11 protein-coding genes and 1 pseudogene are annotated in these 18,168 nt (G+C 45.1%); 5 read left to right on the forward strand and 7 right to left on the reverse strand.

Features of this window, described 5'->3' with window-relative positions; genetic code table 11:
* Nucleotides 1–338: 338 nt before the first annotated feature.
* The 4 genes from ffh to RIC07_RS35585 all read right to left on the reverse strand — a co-directional run bounded on the left by ffh (nucleotide 339) and on the right by RIC07_RS35585 (nucleotide 6,917).
* Entirely contained in the window at nucleotides 339–1,799 is a 1,461-nt protein-coding gene (gene ffh, locus RIC07_RS35570) for a signal recognition particle protein (RefSeq protein ID WP_446398624.1), read from the reverse strand.
* Nucleotides 1,800–1,993: 194 nt separating this feature from the next.
* Nucleotides 1,994–4,648 carry an AAA-like domain-containing protein gene (locus tag RIC07_RS35575; RefSeq protein ID WP_446398625.1) on the reverse strand — a complete coding sequence of 885 codons (2,655 nt, stop codon included), beginning with the start codon at nucleotides 4,646–4,648 and terminating at the stop codon, nucleotides 1,994–1,996.
* Between the two features lie 248 nt (nucleotides 4,649–4,896).
* A complete protein-coding gene (locus RIC07_RS35580; RefSeq protein ID WP_446398626.1) occupies nucleotides 4,897–5,520 on the reverse strand; it encodes a type I restriction endonuclease in 624 nt (207 codons plus the stop codon).
* Between the two features lie 122 nt (nucleotides 5,521–5,642).
* Nucleotides 5,643–6,917 (reverse strand): AAA-like domain-containing protein, encoded by a 1,275-nt coding sequence (locus tag RIC07_RS35585; RefSeq protein WP_446398627.1) that lies wholly within the window; start codon nucleotides 6,915–6,917, stop codon nucleotides 5,643–5,645.
* A 165-nt stretch (nucleotides 6,918–7,082) separates the two neighbouring features.
* On the opposite strand from RIC07_RS35585, the gene RIC07_RS35590 reads away from it, so the two are divergent.
* The 3 genes and pseudogenes from RIC07_RS35590 to RIC07_RS35600 all read left to right on the forward strand — a co-directional run.
* Nucleotides 7,083–8,006: a nucleoside hydrolase gene (locus RIC07_RS35590; protein ID WP_446398628.1), complete on the forward strand. Its 924-nt coding sequence runs from the start codon at nucleotides 7,083–7,085 to the stop codon at nucleotides 8,004–8,006.
* Between the two features lie 458 nt (nucleotides 8,007–8,464).
* Nucleotides 8,465–9,553, forward strand: a complete 1,089-nt coding sequence (locus RIC07_RS35595) for a hypothetical protein (RefSeq protein WP_446398629.1) — start codon at nucleotides 8,465–8,467, stop codon at nucleotides 9,551–9,553.
* Between the two features lie 743 nt (nucleotides 9,554–10,296).
* Nucleotides 10,297–10,386, forward strand: a pseudogene (locus RIC07_RS35600) (element excision factor XisI family protein); the annotation flags it as partial.
* Nucleotides 10,387–10,401: 15 nt separating this feature from the next.
* Here the strand turns inward: RIC07_RS35600 and RIC07_RS35605 are convergent.
* The 3 genes from RIC07_RS35605 to RIC07_RS35615 form a co-directional block, all read right to left on the reverse strand.
* Entirely contained in the window at nucleotides 10,402–11,949 is a 1,548-nt protein-coding gene (locus tag RIC07_RS35605; RefSeq protein WP_446398630.1) for an ArnT family glycosyltransferase, read from the reverse strand.
* 456 nt (nucleotides 11,950–12,405) lie between these two features.
* Nucleotides 12,406–12,630 (reverse strand): hypothetical protein, encoded by a 225-nt coding sequence (locus RIC07_RS35610; protein ID WP_446355936.1) that lies wholly within the window; start codon nucleotides 12,628–12,630, stop codon nucleotides 12,406–12,408.
* Nucleotides 12,631–13,056: 426 nt separating this feature from the next.
* Nucleotides 13,057–14,202 carry a quinone-dependent dihydroorotate dehydrogenase gene (locus tag RIC07_RS35615; protein WP_446398631.1) on the reverse strand — a complete coding sequence of 382 codons (1,146 nt, stop codon included), beginning with the start codon at nucleotides 14,200–14,202 and terminating at the stop codon, nucleotides 13,057–13,059.
* Nucleotides 14,203–14,551: 349 nt separating this feature from the next.
* Between RIC07_RS35615 and RIC07_RS35620 the strand changes: the two genes are divergently transcribed.
* The gene (locus tag RIC07_RS35620) at nucleotides 14,552–17,380 is read left to right on the forward strand and encodes a GAF domain-containing protein (protein WP_446398632.1); all 2,829 of its coding nucleotides are present in this window, start codon (nucleotides 14,552–14,554) and stop codon (nucleotides 17,378–17,380) included.
* Between the two features lie 196 nt (nucleotides 17,381–17,576).
* On the forward strand, nucleotides 17,577–18,168 hold a 592-nt coding region (locus RIC07_RS35625), incomplete at its 3' end, for an Rpn family recombination-promoting nuclease/putative transposase (protein WP_446398633.1).

Raw genomic sequence — 18,168 nt, forward strand, 5'->3', positions numbered from 1 at the left:
ATTCGTCATTCGTCATTCGTCATTCGTCATTCGTCATTCGTCATTCGTCATTCGTCATTCGTCATTCGTCATTCGTCATTCGTCATTCGTCATTCGTCATTCGTCATTCGTCATTCGTCATTCGTCATTCGTCATTTGTCATTTGTCATTTGTCATTTGTTGACTTCCCCATCTCCCCCAGCTTCCCCTGCTTCCCCTGCTTCCCCTGCTCCCCCAGCTTCCCCTGCTTCCCCTGCTCCCCCTGCTCCCCCTGCTCCCCCTGCTCCCCCGGCTCCCCCTGCTCCCCCTGCTTCCCCGGCTCCCCCTGCTACCCCTGCTTACCCTACACCCTTATCTTCTCAAAGCTGACCAAACCCCTTCTTCTTCTTCGGCTTTTTCTTCTTCTTCGTCGGACCACTACCGCGCCAACCCTGTGAGCCACGATTGCCCATCCCGCCACCAAACATATCACCCATACCACCCATTCCGCCCATTCCGCCCATTCCGGGAAGTCCGCCCATTTGACCTTGACCCATCTGCTTCATCAGCGATCGCATCTTGGTAAACTCACTAATTAGACTGCTCACTTCGCGCTCACTATGCCCTGAACCCTTAGCAATACGACGGCGACGACTGGGAGAACCAGCCAGCAAATCCGGATTGCGGCGTTCCTCAGCCGTCATGGAATTAATCATCGCTTCCGTTTGCTTGAGCTTACCTTCCCCTTTTTCCAGTTGATCCGAACTCAGCTTACCCATTCCTGGCATCAGCTTCATCAACCCACCCAGGGAACCCATATTTTTCAACAGCCGCATTTGCTTCAAGAAATCGCTGAAGTCAAACTGAGCATTGAGCATTTTCTCCTGCATCTGGGCGGCGTCAGCCATGTCAATTTCTTCTTGGGCTTTTTCCACCAATGTCAGCACATCACCCATACCCAGAATCCGGGATGCCATGCGATCGGGATAAAATGGCTGTAGTGCTTCTACCTTTTCACCCACACCGACAAATTTAATCGGCTGACCCGATACCTGGCGCACAGACAAGGCTGCACCCCCTCTCGTATCGCCATCCAGCTTGGTTAGAATTGCCCCAGTAATCCCAATTTGTTGATTAAACGTATGGGTTAGGGTTGCCGCCTCTTGACCCGTCATCGCGTCTACTACAAGCAGAACCTCGTGGGGTTTAACATTGTCCTTAATCTGGGCAAGTTCCGCCATCATCTCGGCGTCGATTTGCAATCGTCCCGCCGTATCGATAATCACGGTATCGACACCCGTTTCCTTGGCACGGGCAACCCCCTGACGGGCAATCTCTACGGGGTTAGCATCCGTCCCCATTTCAAACACAGGGATATTAATCTGTTCACCCAAAGTCACCAACTGGTCAATCGCCGCAGGGCGATAAACGTCTGTCGCCACCATCAAGCAACTGCGGTTTTCCTTCCCCAGATGTAAGGCTAACTTAGCCGTCGCCGTGGTTTTCCCGGTTCCCTGCAACCCTGCCATCAGCACGATAGTGGGCGATGTATCTGCCTTAGCCAAGGGGACATTACTTTCCCCCATCACCTGCACCAGTTCATCATAGACAATCTTGATAAACTGTTGGTCAGGGCGGACGCCAGCAATGACATCAGCGCCCATGGCATTGCTTTCAACGTCAGCAACAAATTTTTTGACAACTTGCAGGTTCACATCTGCCGACAGCAAAGCCCGACGCACCTCTTTCAGAGCGTCTTGAATATTGGCTTGAGATATCTTGTCTTGACCGCGTAGTTTCTTCCAGGCGTCTTCTAAGCGTTCGGCGAGAGCATCAAACATAGTTAACGTTAGTCTTAAAGTTTAGTGTTACCAGAGATAGGGTCAGATTGCCGTGACTTCTTACACAATAACGCTTTAGGGGATTTTTCTACCAGTTCTTCTCATCGACTGGGCTGTCAAGACAGAAACCCATCAACCTTATCTCACTATTCACGGTATGTGGCGCAATGAACAGAGTTGACACTCCCCCTATTTTACTCAGCCAGTTCATAACGAAAGTCACTTCCTCTTGATCCGCCTTCACCTCTAACGACTTTGACTAACACTGATTCCTTGCCTGAAATATTCATCGTTTTGAGTTTTTCAATCACACTTGAGCGAGAAGGTTTATCGGATTCAGATAGAGCTTCAATGAAAGCCTGCGTCGCCTCATAAGTCTTCGCAGTACGCCAACTGACTTGCCCTTTCCACATATCCTGAGCTTTATTGGCAAAGTCTTGTGAATCTGGTGCATCGGCAAACCAGGAAACCGCTACAATCAAATCTTCTAGGGCTGAACCCCCTACTTTTAAAGCATCTGAACTATACAAAGCACTGGCTCCTAATAGCGGCTTGTTTTTTAAGCTTTCCAGATTGTTTTTAGCACGAGCAATTTCAATGGCAACAGAAATTAGTTCCGTATTTGGCAGCAATACTATTGCATTGGTTTCTGGTTTAACGTAACTAAGTAATAAAGCTTCAGTATTAGCTTTCTGTCCTAGATTTTTTAAATCTATTTTTTGGCTTATTTCGACAGAGTGCTGATTGAGTAAACTTTCCAGCGAATCCATCAAATCCTGACTATATAGGTCTTTCGGGTTATAAAAAACGACCACTTTATTCAGTTTATTTGCCCAGACATAACGGGCTAATGTTTTAGCTGTATCTTGATTAGTAGTAACTGTTCTGAAGAAAACATCACCGTTGAGTGAATTACTCGTGCTAGTAGGAGATATCATCGCTATACCTTCTCTTTCATACTCTTTTAGTGCTGAATTACTCGCACTACTGGTATAATGTCCAATTACTCCCAGAACATCTTGATTTCTACTCAAAGTTCGGGCAACTTTCTTGGCTTGGGTTGGATCGCTATTATCATTGGCAATGAGGATTTTTAATAAGGGCAGTTGTAACTTTTCACGCTGCTCATTGAAACGATGCTGTGCCTGGGCTACACCTCGTAACATTTCCAGAGCAATATCTCTATCAGTGTGGGCAGGTATAACAACGGCAAGAGTTAGAGGTTTACCTTGTTGAATAGCTCGTGCATTATTATAGTAAATCCCCACTTCCGGATCATTAGGATTAGATTGCTTAGCTCTCTTAAAGAATTCAAGCGCTGTCGAGTAATTCTGTTGCTTGAAGGCTTCAATTCCAATTTGACGATTGAAATTATCATTACTGGCAAAAAAAGTTTTTCCACCTTCGCTAAATTGTTCTTGTCCAGCAACTTGTGCCGCCAAATGAGCAGAGTAATCTTCAATTAAATGACTAATATTCTGGCGAAATCCAAAAATTAACCCAATTGCAAATAGTATGTTGCTTAGGGCTAATAACCTGAAATTTCGCTGATTTATTCGCCTTTCCAATTCTTGGCTAGCACTCAAAAACTGGTAATCCTGAACGCTTAAATTCAGGTTATCTTTATTGGCTTTCCAGATTTGTGCTTCCTGTAATTCCCGCCCGCGCAACAGCCACTTTTTGTCTTGATGCTTAGAATCAATCCATCTGGCTAACGCTTCTCCGTAAGGTCGCAGATCGACTATTGTTTTAGCGACCCAATTGTGGTCAAAAACAGCTTCATAAATACGATTATAAACTCTTAAACTATCGTACCGTTTAACGACCAAACCTGACAACCGCAGTTCCGTTTGTTCAATACGACCATTAGCTTCTACTTCTTTGTCTTGCAAAATTTGCAGGTAGAGTCTCAGCAGATCAATACTACGCTGACCTTTTGCCAAAATACGATCGCGAATTGTCCTCAAATGCTCTGGATTGTCCTGAGATTCCCAGTTTTCAACGATGTGCGATCGCACCAACTTTTCCACCCACTCTTTTTCTGACTCTCCTGGCTTTAAAGAAAATTCGGATTCTCCACAAGCATCACAAACAATTTGACAAAGCTTTTGCGTGAGAAATGGCTGTCCTCCTGTCCAATTCAAAATTTCTTGTAAAATTATCTGAGGATTATCAACTCTACCCACTAATCCCTCAGCTAGCGGTTGTGCTTCATCTAATTCAAAACCACATAGTTCGATTCCACAACCAATGTTAAAAGATGTACGATTTTTGTCTTGAATAAACACTGAAGGTGTTGCTACACCCAGTAGACAGAAGGTTAAGTGTTTATAAGCTGGATTGTCAACTCGTTGATTGTAACATCCCCGAATCAAAGCAAAAAAATCATCGGTTGGAAACTCTAAACTGAGTACCGTATCAATTTCATCGATGAAAATAACAATGTTGTTTGATGTCTCAGCTAATAATACTTCCTCCAAAAAATTACTCAATCGCTGTACAGGGGGTAACGATTCTCGATCTTTCCACCAAGCCCTTTTGTTGATTTTACCCGATAGCTCAAACTTTCTGACTAAATCGTAAAATATCCCCATGTACCAGCCTGATTGGGTAACATTCTCACTGCCAATTAGTGTCAGATCAATTGCAGCACATTTTACTCTTTCTTTTTCCAGTTTTTGCATCGTTCGCACCCGCAAGCTAGACTTTCCCATCTGCCGCGAGTTCAACACATAGCAAAATTTCCCTGCTTTTAATGCCTGATAAAGATTTTGGTCAGCTTGACGCATTACATAACTGGGAGCATCAGCCGCTAAACTTCCGCCAACTTGATATTCGTAATTAGTCATTGGTCATTTGTCCTTCGTTATTAATCATTTGTCCTTCGTCGCAGATGCATTAGATTAGTAGGAAACAACACTTGGATTTTATTGGGTTTCCTTTATCAAGCCAATCTAAAACCTAAAATCATGGAATAGATTGTAACTCCTTTCTTGCTCCCCTCTCTCCAGATCCCCCCTTTCAAAGTACCCCTACTATTTCATCAAATTTGCTGTGCTACGCCACTCTATTTACACTGTATTGTTGACAACAATTTCTATTGACTGAGTAATTGACTAAACCGTTTTAAAATCCTCAGTACAGTATAAATGTCATCTCCGCGTCTGAGTGAAAATGGATAGGATTCAGCATATATTGGTCTATCTTGTTTAATCAGCTTGAGAAAAATAAAATCCATACCATTTGTAACCAATCCTAATGCAGGGTGGTCAGGATTAGGATGACCCAGCATATATCTTAAGGCTTGCGGTATCCCGGCATCTAAGGAATATTTTGCCCCTTTTGCTTCAATCACCAGTATCCACAACTCAGGCATAAAAACCAACAAGTCAAGACGCCCTTTAATTATCAGTTCCTCATCCTCCGAGACAATTTCTACATCCTTCTCAGCCGCAAGATAAAATGGTAAACGATAAAATCCTGCTAGTTTCAACAAGGGTGACAAAACCACAAGTTTAACAATGGGTTCAAGGATGGTATATCGAGATAAGTGGAGATAGTCTCCTTTAACTTCATCTAAAGCTTGACGTTCTAAATCCGTGAGTTCAGGTAAGTCATCTTGCCATTCTGGGAAGAATTGCAGATCATCGATACGTTCTAAACCAAACTTTTCGATTAAATCATCGAGATTAATTTTCTGGGCAGCAATGGTTTCAACCATGTTTTTACCTCCTGCAAAAAGTAGTTTTCAAAAAAATTAAAATCAAGAAGTTTTTCTGTTATTAGGCAAGGCGTGAGGCAGATTTTTTGCTAAACCCGCCTCGACCATTCGAGACTTTTAATTTATGTTTTTCCATCTCTAAGCTTCTGGGACAAATACTGGGAATATAGCAAACAACGCGGCTTGACAGAATTATTCTCTAACTGTACTAAACCTAAGCTTTGTAACTTAAACGCCAGCATCGATTCCAATGGCACAGGGCAATTTGCCTCAACTACCGTTTTCATCGCTGCGGCTAACTCAGGATACTGTTGTAAATTCCACAACTGTCCCCGTAAATGATTGCTGTAAATTCCTGATTCGGTAGCAGCCGTTTGTAAGAGTTGGTCAAACGTAATATCTTTACGAGTCAGGGAATAAATGGCAAGCTGGATCAGATGTGGATGTCCTCCTACCGTCTCTATTAACTGAGTCACCTGGGAATTATCCAAATCTAATCCTTGGTGTTGGGCTAACTCTTGCATTTGTTCGGGTCTGAATTCTGGCAATTCAATTGGCACACCGACATTAAAGGGTGAACGATTCGTACTAAGCTGAATATAAACATCGGTAGAATGGGCAATCACTAACCGCAATTTCTGCCACAGTCGGCTGGTTTTTGCTTCCTCATGCCAAACTCGCAGCATACCAAAAAAGTCTTGGGCAATTTTAGGATAGGGAAAAATTCGATCAACGTCATCTAACGCCAAAACTAAGGGCTGGTCTAATTGAGATAACAGATGATCTTCAAAATAAATCGTGCAATTCTGAGAACTTCCTAACCCTTCTTCCCAATACTCCGCCAGTTGAGTCGGTAATTTTAACCGCCGACTGACAAACGTACAGAACCAGCGCAAGAATTCATCGAGTCCGCACAAAACGGCTTGATCAGCTTGGAGTAAGTTTAAGCGAACGGTGCGATAATTTTCTTTGAATGCCCGTTCGAGAATCTTATCAATGAGCAAGGTTTTTCCCATTCGCTTCGGCGCTTTAATTCGCAGTAGGGAACCGGGCTTGACTATGGTTTCATAGCACCGCGATTCGCTGGGAGGACGCAGGATATAGGTAGAGACTTCGGGTTCAGTATCAGTCTGTTCTTCATCTACCTCTACTACTAAGGATGAGTTTTTATCCCCGACAGAGAAATCAGCAATTTCCTCTAAATTCAGCCCCAATTTCTGGCAAAGTTCATAAAAATTCAAATAATCCACAGGTTTGCCATTGAGGAAATTCCAGACTGTGCCTCGGGATAGTTGTACACTCTCGGCTAAGTCTTGCTGACGGGCAAAACGATTCCGCCGCAGTGCAGCTTTGACTGTTTCGATATACTGGGGAGCAACTTTTAGCGATCGCGACATGATTAAACACTTGAATCACCCTGCTGTGATCATAGTCTTCTCATCCCTCTCATCCCGCCAAGTCAGATATAAGTCAGACATAAGTCGGACAATTTAGATCCCTCTGGTCAAGGATGAAAATTGAGAGATAATAATCAAGTGTATGCTTGCGGAAACTTTCTCCTCGTGTCCAAACCTCTCGTCCTCATGGATCATGATGGCGGTGTCGATGATTATTTGGCAACCGTCCTGCTGATGACAATGGATCACATCCAACCCTTGGGTATCGTTGTCACCCCGGCTGATTGCTATATTCAACCCGCCGTTAACGCCACGCGCAAAATTTTAGACCTAATCGGATGTTCTCATATCCCCGTTGCCGAAAGTACGGTACGCGGGATTAATCCCTTTCCTCCCCTTTACCGCCGGGATGCGTTTATTGTGGATCATCTGCCAATTCTTAACCAGAATGACACGATCCAAACCCCCCTGCTAAAGGAAAGCGGTCAAGAGTTTATCGTGCGATCGCTGCAAACGGCTGACCAACCTGTTACCCTGATGGTGACAGGACCTCTCACCACTGTCGCCACCGCCTTAAACCTTGCCCCGAATATCGCAGCGAAGATTGAGCAAATCGTCTGGATGGGGGGTGCAATTCATGTTCCTGGTAACGTGGAAAAAAGCCTGGAACCGGGACAAGATGGTTCAGCCGAATGGAACGCCTACTGGGACCCCCTCGCTGTGCATCAAATCTGGCAAACTCAGATTCCGATTGTCCTTTGTCCCCTTGACTTGACCAATACCGTCCCGGTTACCTCTGAGTTTGTTTACAAATTGGGGAAACAGCGTCGCTATCCCATTTCGGATTTTGCGGGTCAATGTTACGCCTTAGTGATTCCCCAAGACTATTATTTCTGGGACGTTCTCGCCACCACCTATCTCGCCCATCCCGAGTTCTTTACTTGCCAAGACTGGGAAACCACTGTGATTCCTCAGGGTTCCAGTCAAGGTCGTATCCAGGTTGAGGCGGGAGGAAAACGGATTCGGGTGCTGGATACCGTCGATAAGACAGAATACTACTCCTATCTCTTACATCAGTGGGCAAGTTAACATGGAAAGTGTGATTTAAGTCACCTTACTCACGCTCAGCCCAGTTATCTGAGAATCTTGCCTCTCCCACCCAATTAACCATTTACCCTTTCCTGGAAAGCGCTTGAGGGGTAATCCCCTGCCAGTCTCACCCGTTGGGTGAAAACTAAATGAGAATGGTTCATTTCTTTTAATAACTGTGATAATCCTGTATTATGAATGATAAAAACAGCAAAAATATGACAGAAGCGATTTTTGAGCAGAGTCGTTATCGCAACTCGAACCCCTCCTTGTCTGGGACAAGAGTTCAGACGCAGACTCTGCTCTTTTAAAGTTTCTATATAACATCCGACTTTTTTTAACGCCGAGAGGATACATAGTCAGTGCTGATTGACTCTCACCTAACTCCAGGTGAGACAAATTAGTTTTTTGCATCTTCTCCTATTGAAGGGAAATGAGAGTGTAACGGGATTTTTACCATGACCTATTCCATCGCATCCACAGAACGTTCCGTGTCCCAGCCGACACCGCGTCAGCGTTCTACTGGTGGCAAACCACCCAACTCGTCAAAGTCCGACTCGTCAACATCCAACGTTCATTCCTTAGCGGTGCTTTGGGCGAGGAAATACTATACCGCCGTTACCAACCAAGACCAAAATGAGTCAGCATCCAGTTTAGCGGCGGCGGATCTCAAGGAAATTGCCTCACTCGAAGCCAGAAAAAGCACGGCAGAGAAAATGATGCAAAAGCTCAACTTTGCCAGCGCCCAAGCCTGGTCGTTGACCGAAACGCTGCTATCTGAGGAAATTCGGCGTCATGGTATTAATCCTGAATTAGTCAATCCCTTAGAAATTGCGGCTGATACCCGTTATCTGTTTCAAAAGACGGCAAATGCTTATGCTCAACGGGCAACACCCCGACGTTTATCGGTGATTGTCGGCAAAGATTTTGGTAAAGTGCGCCAAAAATATACTAGCGTTGATCGGCGTGCGATCGGGTTTGTCAGTATGCAGTTCCACTATACGGGTCAAAAATTACTCGAGTGGCTCTCCCCACCGGAACAAAAACTGTGGCTTCCTTATTTAAAGGTAATGGATGACCACATGTATATGCCCCTACAAGCGGCGTATGATGCGGCGGCTAACCATCCCTACAATTCCCAGGCGCTATTAGCCGTGCAGAATCTGTTACCCATCAGCACAAAATTGGCTATTTCCGTGTGCCAACAAGTTTGCCGTCAAAATCCCAATTACGAAACCTACAGTGGTTCGCTGATGAGCAAAAAGGTGAGAATTGCCAGTATCCGCGACGTGGAAATGTTTCAGGTTTATCTGTGTCTGTGTGTCTTAGAAGATGACATTCGGGCGGTGCAGCGAGAATTGTTTCCGTTATGCGTCATGCTTTATCCGCGTCTGCGTGTCGGCTGGCGTTTAGTGCAAGATATGCTGAAAGCGATTGGTTGGGAAATGTACAATCGCCTACCTCCCGAAAATATGGCAACCTTTTTACCCTATCTGCGGACATTAACGGAGATGTTCTCCTGTGACGTGTTTCAAGAGCCAGAATAGCCTTGTAGAGACGTTGCATGCAACGTCTCTACAGTCTGGAAAAGAAGGGTTCTTATAATTTTATCGTTCAGCGTTTAACAAATACAGTTAAGGTGCGTTACGCTTCGCTAACACACCCTACATGTAGAGCTTTTGCTTAAGTCCTAAAATAACTTGGCTTGCGTGAAGAGAAGCGAGTATGACAAATGACGTAGCTTGCTTCTCAAGGGAGCGAGTATGACTAATTACAAAGTAATTACAAAGTAACAGCAACTCCCAAAACTACATCGCTTGAATGATTTCCTGTTTAAGTTAATTCTATCTGGAGTGGCACTAAAAAGTTAGTTTTTAGAGCTTATCTCCCTAGTTTACAATTTTAGGAAATCTCAGCAATTTGTTGAGCGTTGCTGTTACTTGTCAATGAGGAAATAGAGATGAAATTTATCAGTCGGTTTTATACCTCCTAATTTGATTTTTTCAGTTCAACTTCTGTCATTAGTAAGCCTTCAGGCTTCAATTTATAATATAATCACCTTTCCGGGAAAGCACAAGCAAATAACATAGAAGTTTACGTTCAGATGATTAAATGCTGCCATTTATATTACAAACCATTTACGAATCAGGCTCTGTGAACCCAGTGTTCGCGGTAAGTGGTTATCAGACATTGACGGGTTGAAGCGTGCCATAAGCGCCAAATTTCCGTAATTCTACGGTAGCGATCGCACCTCTTTATCTTGCTTAATCTTAAGTAAGTAGAAATACATTTACTAGAAGCGGGCGTTCCCAAGGAAGATATTGTACTGGGTTTTCGCCATCCCAAAATTCGGCAGTATACAGGCTTTGCCGTGGCTTGATTGCAGGATAGTCACTCAATCGAGAATTGCAATTAAGGTGAAGCCTTCGCTACTACCAAGAATGACGCGATCGCGAATCGGTAATACTGCCAACGTTGACTCATCCACCAGTAAATACGCCGACGTTGATGCCAACTGTTGCAGCGTAGTTGTATCCGCCGGAATCACTTGGCGATCGCTATAAAAATCTAAGCTGGGACGCCGATAACCATAAGATGTATAAACCACCGTGTCTGGGGGCGTGTGTTCCTGAATCAACTGGGCGACTGGCTTCACTGCAAAGGCTTCATTTAATTCCCAAACCCAGGATGTAGACATCATTAACAACAACAACGCCACGTAAGTTCCGCCCAATAAAATCGGGATAAATTGGCGATTATGCTGATAAACCTGCCAAGCCGCTAAACCCATTGTTAACGCCACAACCACGCCCATAATAATTAATACAGGCTGCGGATCTGCCAGGATAAAGTAAACACATCCCCCCACCCCTGCAACTGCCATTAACCCTAAAAGCCAAACTAAAACTTGGGGATAATGCTTGCTTTTTGGCCAAAACTGTGCTAAGCACATACCAACAGTTAAGGCAAAAAAGGGATAGAACGGCATAATGTACCAAGGCAACTTGGTTCCCATTAGGGAAATCGCCCCCAGATAGCCAATTGTACCAATTAGTACCAGTTTGCCCCAACTCCTGTAGCGATGATGCCAAGCTAGCGCCAATCCGCCAAACCAAAACAGGAACCAGGGAAAACTGTATTTAAGTAATTCCAGGAAATAATACCAAGGCGCACCCTGATTTCCCTCCACAGACTCCGAGATGCGGTTCAACCCCTGCGCCTGAAAATGTACCTGCCAAAAGGTTTCACCATAATATTGCCACTGAACCACATACCACGCGATCGCAGGTGTACTCCCCAAGAGAATCCCTAGCCAAAAATAGGGACTTTTCAACAGCGCCCATTGTCTATCAGCCAAGAGAAACCCAAACGCGATCGCACCCAACAGGATCACCAAAATTCCTTTCGTTAACGTAATCAATCCCAGGCTAATCCCAATCCCAACCGCCCAACGCTTATCCTGACGCGCTTTCAGCAGACACAATAGCAATAGCAGAAAAAACGACACCACCGTACCATCCAGCATCGCCAGACGACCATGACGCACCACCGGTAGTAACGTCAAGTAAACGCTAGCCGCCAATACAGCCGGGAGACGTTGGGCAAAAACGTCTCGCCCCAACAAATAAAGTAGCGGAACGCTACAGGCGGACAAAAATGCTCCTGGTAGGCGGGTGGTGAATTCTCCAATTCCCCAAAATTTATACGACAGAGCAATTAACCAATCCACTAACGGGGGTTTGAGTAGATAGGGTTCCCCGTAAAGTGTCGGATAAAGCCAGTTCCCGGTGCGGTAAATCTCTCTAGCAATCAGGGCGCGAGTCCCTTCATCCCAATCTCGTAGCGGTACATTCCCTAGAGAAATACTTCCCAGGAAAAAGGCGGCTAAGGAAAAACCGATTAGCCAATGGTTGTTAGTGAAATTCAGTCGTAGTTTTGCCATTTATCATTGGTTCTTTGTCATTTATTTTTACCCAATGACCAATGATGGCGGTGAAGTGGCTTTCTGAGCATCCTAGTGCAGGACGGTAGAAGGGGAAGAAATTTTACTGGTGGTTTCGCCAAGCGGTACGAGTACCGCTCTCGCCGTGAGCAAGATGCTCACACTACAGTTAAAAGCGGGATGCACCCTTTGCACTCCAACTTAATTGGAATGTAATTGGAATGTCACTGACTGGTATGCTGGTGGGTTGAGCGAAGTCGAAACCCACCCTACGATAGATAAAGGGTTTTGGCGCTCCCCAAATCCTTATTTCAATGCTATTCAACTTAATTGACAAATCGTAACATTATTAACTAAACGGTTCGCCAATTCCCTATATTTATGATGGAGGTGGCGAGTTGTGTCTGATGACGACTCTATCTATCTCTATACCGTGATCCTGAATCTTGAAAGGCTTCAGTAATTATTAAATGTTTTTCGGGCATCTAACAGTTCTAGATAAGATATTGGCACGACGATGGGCCACAGGATAGTAGCAATAAGCAAAATCACCCAAGAGGAAAATTTCTCGTTTTGGGACAGGCTGTCATCATGTTGCATAAAATCTAACCATCGGCTGAAGAAAATCGGCAACATGATTACGTAAAATGCGATGGCTCCGATAAAAACTGTTTCCCACATAAATAACCTCAGTAGATTGAAAATTCGGTGGTGAATGATTCCACGATAGAGAGCGTTGTTGTCTATTCGTCACTGTGACCCGAAGGTATAAAAAAAGGATAATATCCTAGATGAAAGATCTACACTTGACGCAAGCGTTTAAACTTTTGTCAAATGAGTCTGCCTAATTGACGTTTCCTGATCAAGTTGCTCTTTATCAGTGAAATAATAATACTGACCTACTAGATCTAAGGCAAGTTGTTGAGCGTGATATTGTTACAAAACTCAACAACAATATCTATCTCTAGAATGGTCTTCATTCTATACTATTCTAGTATTGAAAAAAAATTGTGGTTGGGGATAACCTGATAATTCGTGCAGTGTTATCCGCCCTAGTGGGCTGTCAAGGCAGACTGGTGTTGACAAAGCCTTTACCCGGACTCAGCTTCACTCGGCAGAGGCTTGTGCCTGCTTCACCACCTGAGTAATCGAACTCAATCCTTGTTCTTCCAACTTTCTTAACAATCCCTGCATGATTCGCCGTGCCATCCAGGGTCCTTCATAGACTAATCCCGTGTACACTTGAATCAAGCTGGCTCCGGCGGTGAGCTTTTCCCACGCATCCTCGGCGGTAAAAATTCCCCCCACACCGATAATCGGTAATTTCCCTTGGGTTTGCTGGTGAATAAACCGAATCACTTTTGTTGAACGTTCCCGCAGTGGCGCACCACTAATTCCGCCAGCTTCTTCAGTCACGGGTTTGCCTGTGGCGGCGATGACTTGGGTTTTCAGGATATCCCGACGAATTGTTGTATTGGTCGCCACAATCCCCGCAAGCTGATAGGTTTGAGCTAAATCAACAACATCCGCGATCGCCTCCCACTCCAAATCCGGTGCAATCTTGACTAAAAGCGGCTTTTGTCCTTGATTATCCTGTTGCAACGTCTCCAAAATGATTCGCAGTTGTTCAGCATCTTGTAGCGATCGCAATCCGGGTGTATTCGGTGAACTTACGTTAACCACAAAATAATCACCCCAAGGCTTAAGCAGGCGGAAACTGGTTAAATAGTCAGTAGCGGCATCTTCTAAGGGTGTTACCTTAGACTTACCCAGATTGATCCCCAAGGGGATCGGCTCAAACGGCTGAGGTGCGATCGCAGATAATCGGTCTGCCAACGCTTGCGCCCCTCGATTATTAAACCCCATACGGTTGAGAACAGCTCTATCTTGGAGTAAACGAAACAACCGGGGTTGGGGGTTTCCGGGTTGGGCGTGACTGGTAACGGTTCCCAGTTCAGCAAAGCCAAACCCAAAGATACGCCAAATTCGAGCCGCTACCCCATCTTTATCAAATCCGGCGGCTAAACCTAGAGGATTGGGGAATTTCAGTCCCCATAAGGTTTGTTCTAAGCGAACATCGCTCAGGCAAAAGGCTTGGTGCAATTGAGAGGAAAGCCAAGGAGTTGAGGAGGATTTGGATGTACGATCTAGCCAACCTAACAAATGCATTGTCTGTTCGTGCGCCCACTCCGGGTCTGCTTTTAACAGCGAAAATAGAATTGGGCGAATGGCAGATTGATAAATATCAGTCATTGGTTATTTGTCCTTTGTCATTCGTCATTCGTCATTTGTCATTCGTCATTTGTCATTCGTCATTCGTCAGGGAAAAGGGAACACCTCGGCTTACTTCGGCTTACCTCGGCTTCGCTCGGTAATACGCTCAGTAACACGCTCGGTGTGTAACAGGGAACAGGGAAAAGTGTAAGGTAGAGTTTTGAGTTAACTCACGACTTCCCTATCTCACCCAACTTCCCTATCTCCCCCATCTCCCCCATCTCCCCCATCTTCCCCATCTTCCCCATCTCCCCCATCTTCCCCAGCTCCCCCAGCTTCCCCATCTCCCGTTCCCCGTTCCCTGTTCCCTGTTCCCTGATAATTAATTATGGGTCAGCAAAATCTACCATCCCAAAACGATCATCCATTCCTTGCCCTAGGACGAGTGCTGGAGACATTGCGGGAAGAGGACAATGCTGAGGTGTTGATCGAAACTACTCTAAATTACCTGCAAACCGAGTTTGATTACCACCTGATCTGGATTGGGCTTTATGATCGCTTGGATCATCGCTTATTTGGTAAAGGGGGTATTGCTCCCACGGGTGATACCGATTTTTTGAAGCACCGATACAACCTGCAACCGGGTGATCTGTTAGAACAAATCGTGATTCAACAGCGCCCAATCACCGTTCCCGATATTCAGCAAGAAATCCGGGCGGGAGAATGGCGACGAATTGCTACCAATTTAGGGATTCAGGGAACATTGCTGTTTCCCTTACGCGCCAAGGATCAATGTTTTGGTGTCACCTTGTTGGGTTCACATCAATGGGGTATCTCTGCCACACCTAGGGACACCGCCCATTTATCCATGGTGTTGGGTGGATTAGCGGCGGCGCTACATGAAATAGAGGTCAATTGGCAACAATCGGCAATCAAACGCCCTGATAAACCCCTGTTTCAAGCCCTCGATGAGCTGATCAAATTGCCCAAGCTGGTTCAGCGTTTGGATAAATTGGTGGCGATGACTCAAGAGTTTATTACGCCGACGCGCACTAATATTTATTGGTATCATCCGCAGCAACGCTATTTCTGGCATCGGGTGGGTAATCGTCAATCTCTCCGCAGTGTTGTTGGGTTACGCAACTCCAAAGCGGGTCTTACTGTTGCTGAAGCCAGTGACTTTTATCAGGCGTTAAAGGTAGGTCAGTTAGTCACCATTGGCAGCAGTAGAAGCCAACTCAAGACAGAAACCACAGAACATATCCTACATCGACTACGAACTCGTTCGTTGATGGCAGCCCCGATTCAAATTCAAGGGGAATTGTTGGGTTTTCTGTCGGTGGAAGAAGACGATCCGCGAATTTGGGAACGGGCAGAACGGAACTATATTTTAGCTACCGCTCAATTAGTGGCGCTGGTGGTGAGTGGTGAGGAATTAGACACCCAAGTTCAGGTAAGAATCAAGGATAGCCAGGTGCTAGCAAGGATCGCTCAAGCGATCGCCTATCGTCCCACGCCTGAAGCCGCCCTGAATGAGTCGGGGAAGCTGATTTGCCAGCATCTGAATACGGATCGATTGGTAATCCTGCAACCCGATCAGTCGGGTCAATTCACTGTTGTGTTTAGCCGACAACCGTCGAATCGCCGTCCTTGTCCCTCACCCTTACCCCCCCTGGATGATCAGGATCAGCAGTGGTTGAGGGGACGAAAAAAAATGGAGGTGATTGAAGATATTGAGGCGGATGGGTTACTCCTTTCCTGGCGGGAGACGTTCACGCAACTGAATCTGCGATCGCTCCTGATTGAGTCTTTATCCTATCCAGCACATTCCCCTAAACAACCGAGTTTCCTATTTTTGATTGGGCATGAGAGTCCGCGAACGTGGAACTCGAATGAACGGGATTTTGTGAAAACTGTAGCCCAACTCATCCATCTGTTGCTAACGCTATCGGGTGAGTTAGATAACGCCAAACGTTCATTTTGGGCGCATCAAACCCTACAGTCTGGTCTATCCATGCTCCACTCAGCCCCGAAAGATCCGGTGCGCTTTGAACGGGCTTGGATTAATTATGTGGCAAAGTTGCTGGAATGTCCGCTGGTGGCGCTGCTTACTTGGACTCCCCAAATTGCTTGGGCGACGGTATCCACGGTGGCGGTTACGGATTCGCGTTTTGCTCTTCCTCCCGATTTAACCATTTCGGTGGCAACAAATCCCCTGATTCACCAGGCTCTAGCTACCCCCCATTTCTGCTGCTTTGCGGTGAAGGATCTGCCAGACTCGATTCGTCAATGGTTTAAGAGTCCCGATATTGGTCAAATTTTGGTGATTGCCTTACATCAGGATACCACCTCAGCCACGGGACTGATCCTGATTGCGGATCACCAGGAACGAACTTGGTATGAAGGTTTGTTATCGGTACTGGAAATCTTAACCCAACAGTTTACTGACTTGCGTGACTATCGGTATCGCCTAATGCAACAAACCCAAGAGCGGGAAAATTTGCAAGCTCTCAACTGGTACAAACACCGATGCTTGGAGAAATTGTATCAGTCTGTGCAGGAGATGAATAATTCGTTACTCTTATTAGACTCTCAGACATACTCTCCGGTGGAAGCCACACAGCAGATTACCAATTCGGCGTTACAAAAGATGCGTCGTCAGCAACTGCTGCACAAGTTAGAAGCCGTTCTAGCGGGGATGACTCCGATCCTCAAGCAAGAACAGTGGCAACTCAGGACGACGCTACGCCCGATCAAGTTGGCAACGTTGTTGAAGCGATCGCTGCGACAGGTGGAACCCTTTTATAATCAGCGTCAACTGGTTCTGAATATGCACAATGTCAGTCAGTTTACCATTTATGGGGATTACCTGAAGCTAGAATGCATTGTGTTGGAGTTATTGCTCACGATTGGTTTACAATCCCGTGCTGGACGTTGGATTCATTTGTGGTGCTGTCCCTTGCGTTCGGATACTAAGCCCAGGCTGCGCTCAAGTTCACCTTATCCGTTACTCGAGTTACTGATTTCTCAAAGCAATTCTTTGGAGGAGTGTCAGCAGATTCTCACCGCTTCACCGAGAAAATCTCTGCATAGCTTAAATATGAGAATTTGTCAACAGATTTTGCGGAGTTGGGGAGGCGATCTGCATTTTTACCAAACCCAAGTCCATGATTATTTGATCCGGTTGCTATTGCCATTGGAACAGAAGCAGAGGTAAATCTGGCACGATTTTGGCTTGGCGATCGTGAAATTTATACCAAGTTAAAGTTTACCAATAAGTAAACTAATTTATGTTTCCTTAAAAAGCCAAGTATAGCGCTACGCGCTAGGCAATGGGCAATAGGCAAGCTCCCTTAGATCGTAGTGATATAATCTAAATATAATTAGTTTTACAATTCAATCATTAAAAAGCGATGACTCTAAGATTTATTAGCCCAAAGACTGATTTTGCTTTCAAAAAGATATTTGGATCAACAGACAGCAAAGATATCCTGATTAGCTTTTTAAATGCCTTAATTTATGAAGCCAATCCTGTGATTCAGGATTTAGAAATAATTGACCCCTATAATCCTAGAGAGGTGGTGGATCTCAAAGACAGCTATCTGGATGTCAAAGCCTTACTGGATAATGGCTCAACCGTGCTAATTGAAATGCAAGTCCTCAACCTAGCCTTCTTCGAGAAGCGGGTCATTTATAACCTGACCAAAACTTATGGAAATCAGCTAAAATATGGCGAAGGATATTCGTACCTGAAACCGGTCATTGCCTTAACAATTACCGACTTTCTCATGTTTGATCAGACACAACGGTATCTGACCCGGTTTAGCTTAAAGGAAAACCAGGAATTGTTTGATTATCCTGATCCAGAAATCGAGTTAATTTTTGTAGAATTACCCAAATTCACGAAAACGCTGGATCAACTAGAGAGTTTAACAGATAAATGGATTTATTTTATTAAAGAGGCTCCCAGTTTGGAGGTAATTCCCCCAACATTTAGCCAATTTC

This window comes from Coleofasciculus sp. E1-EBD-02 (assembly GCF_040218245.1).
Taxonomy (GTDB): Bacteria; Cyanobacteriota; Cyanobacteriia; order Cyanobacteriales; family Coleofasciculaceae; genus Coleofasciculus.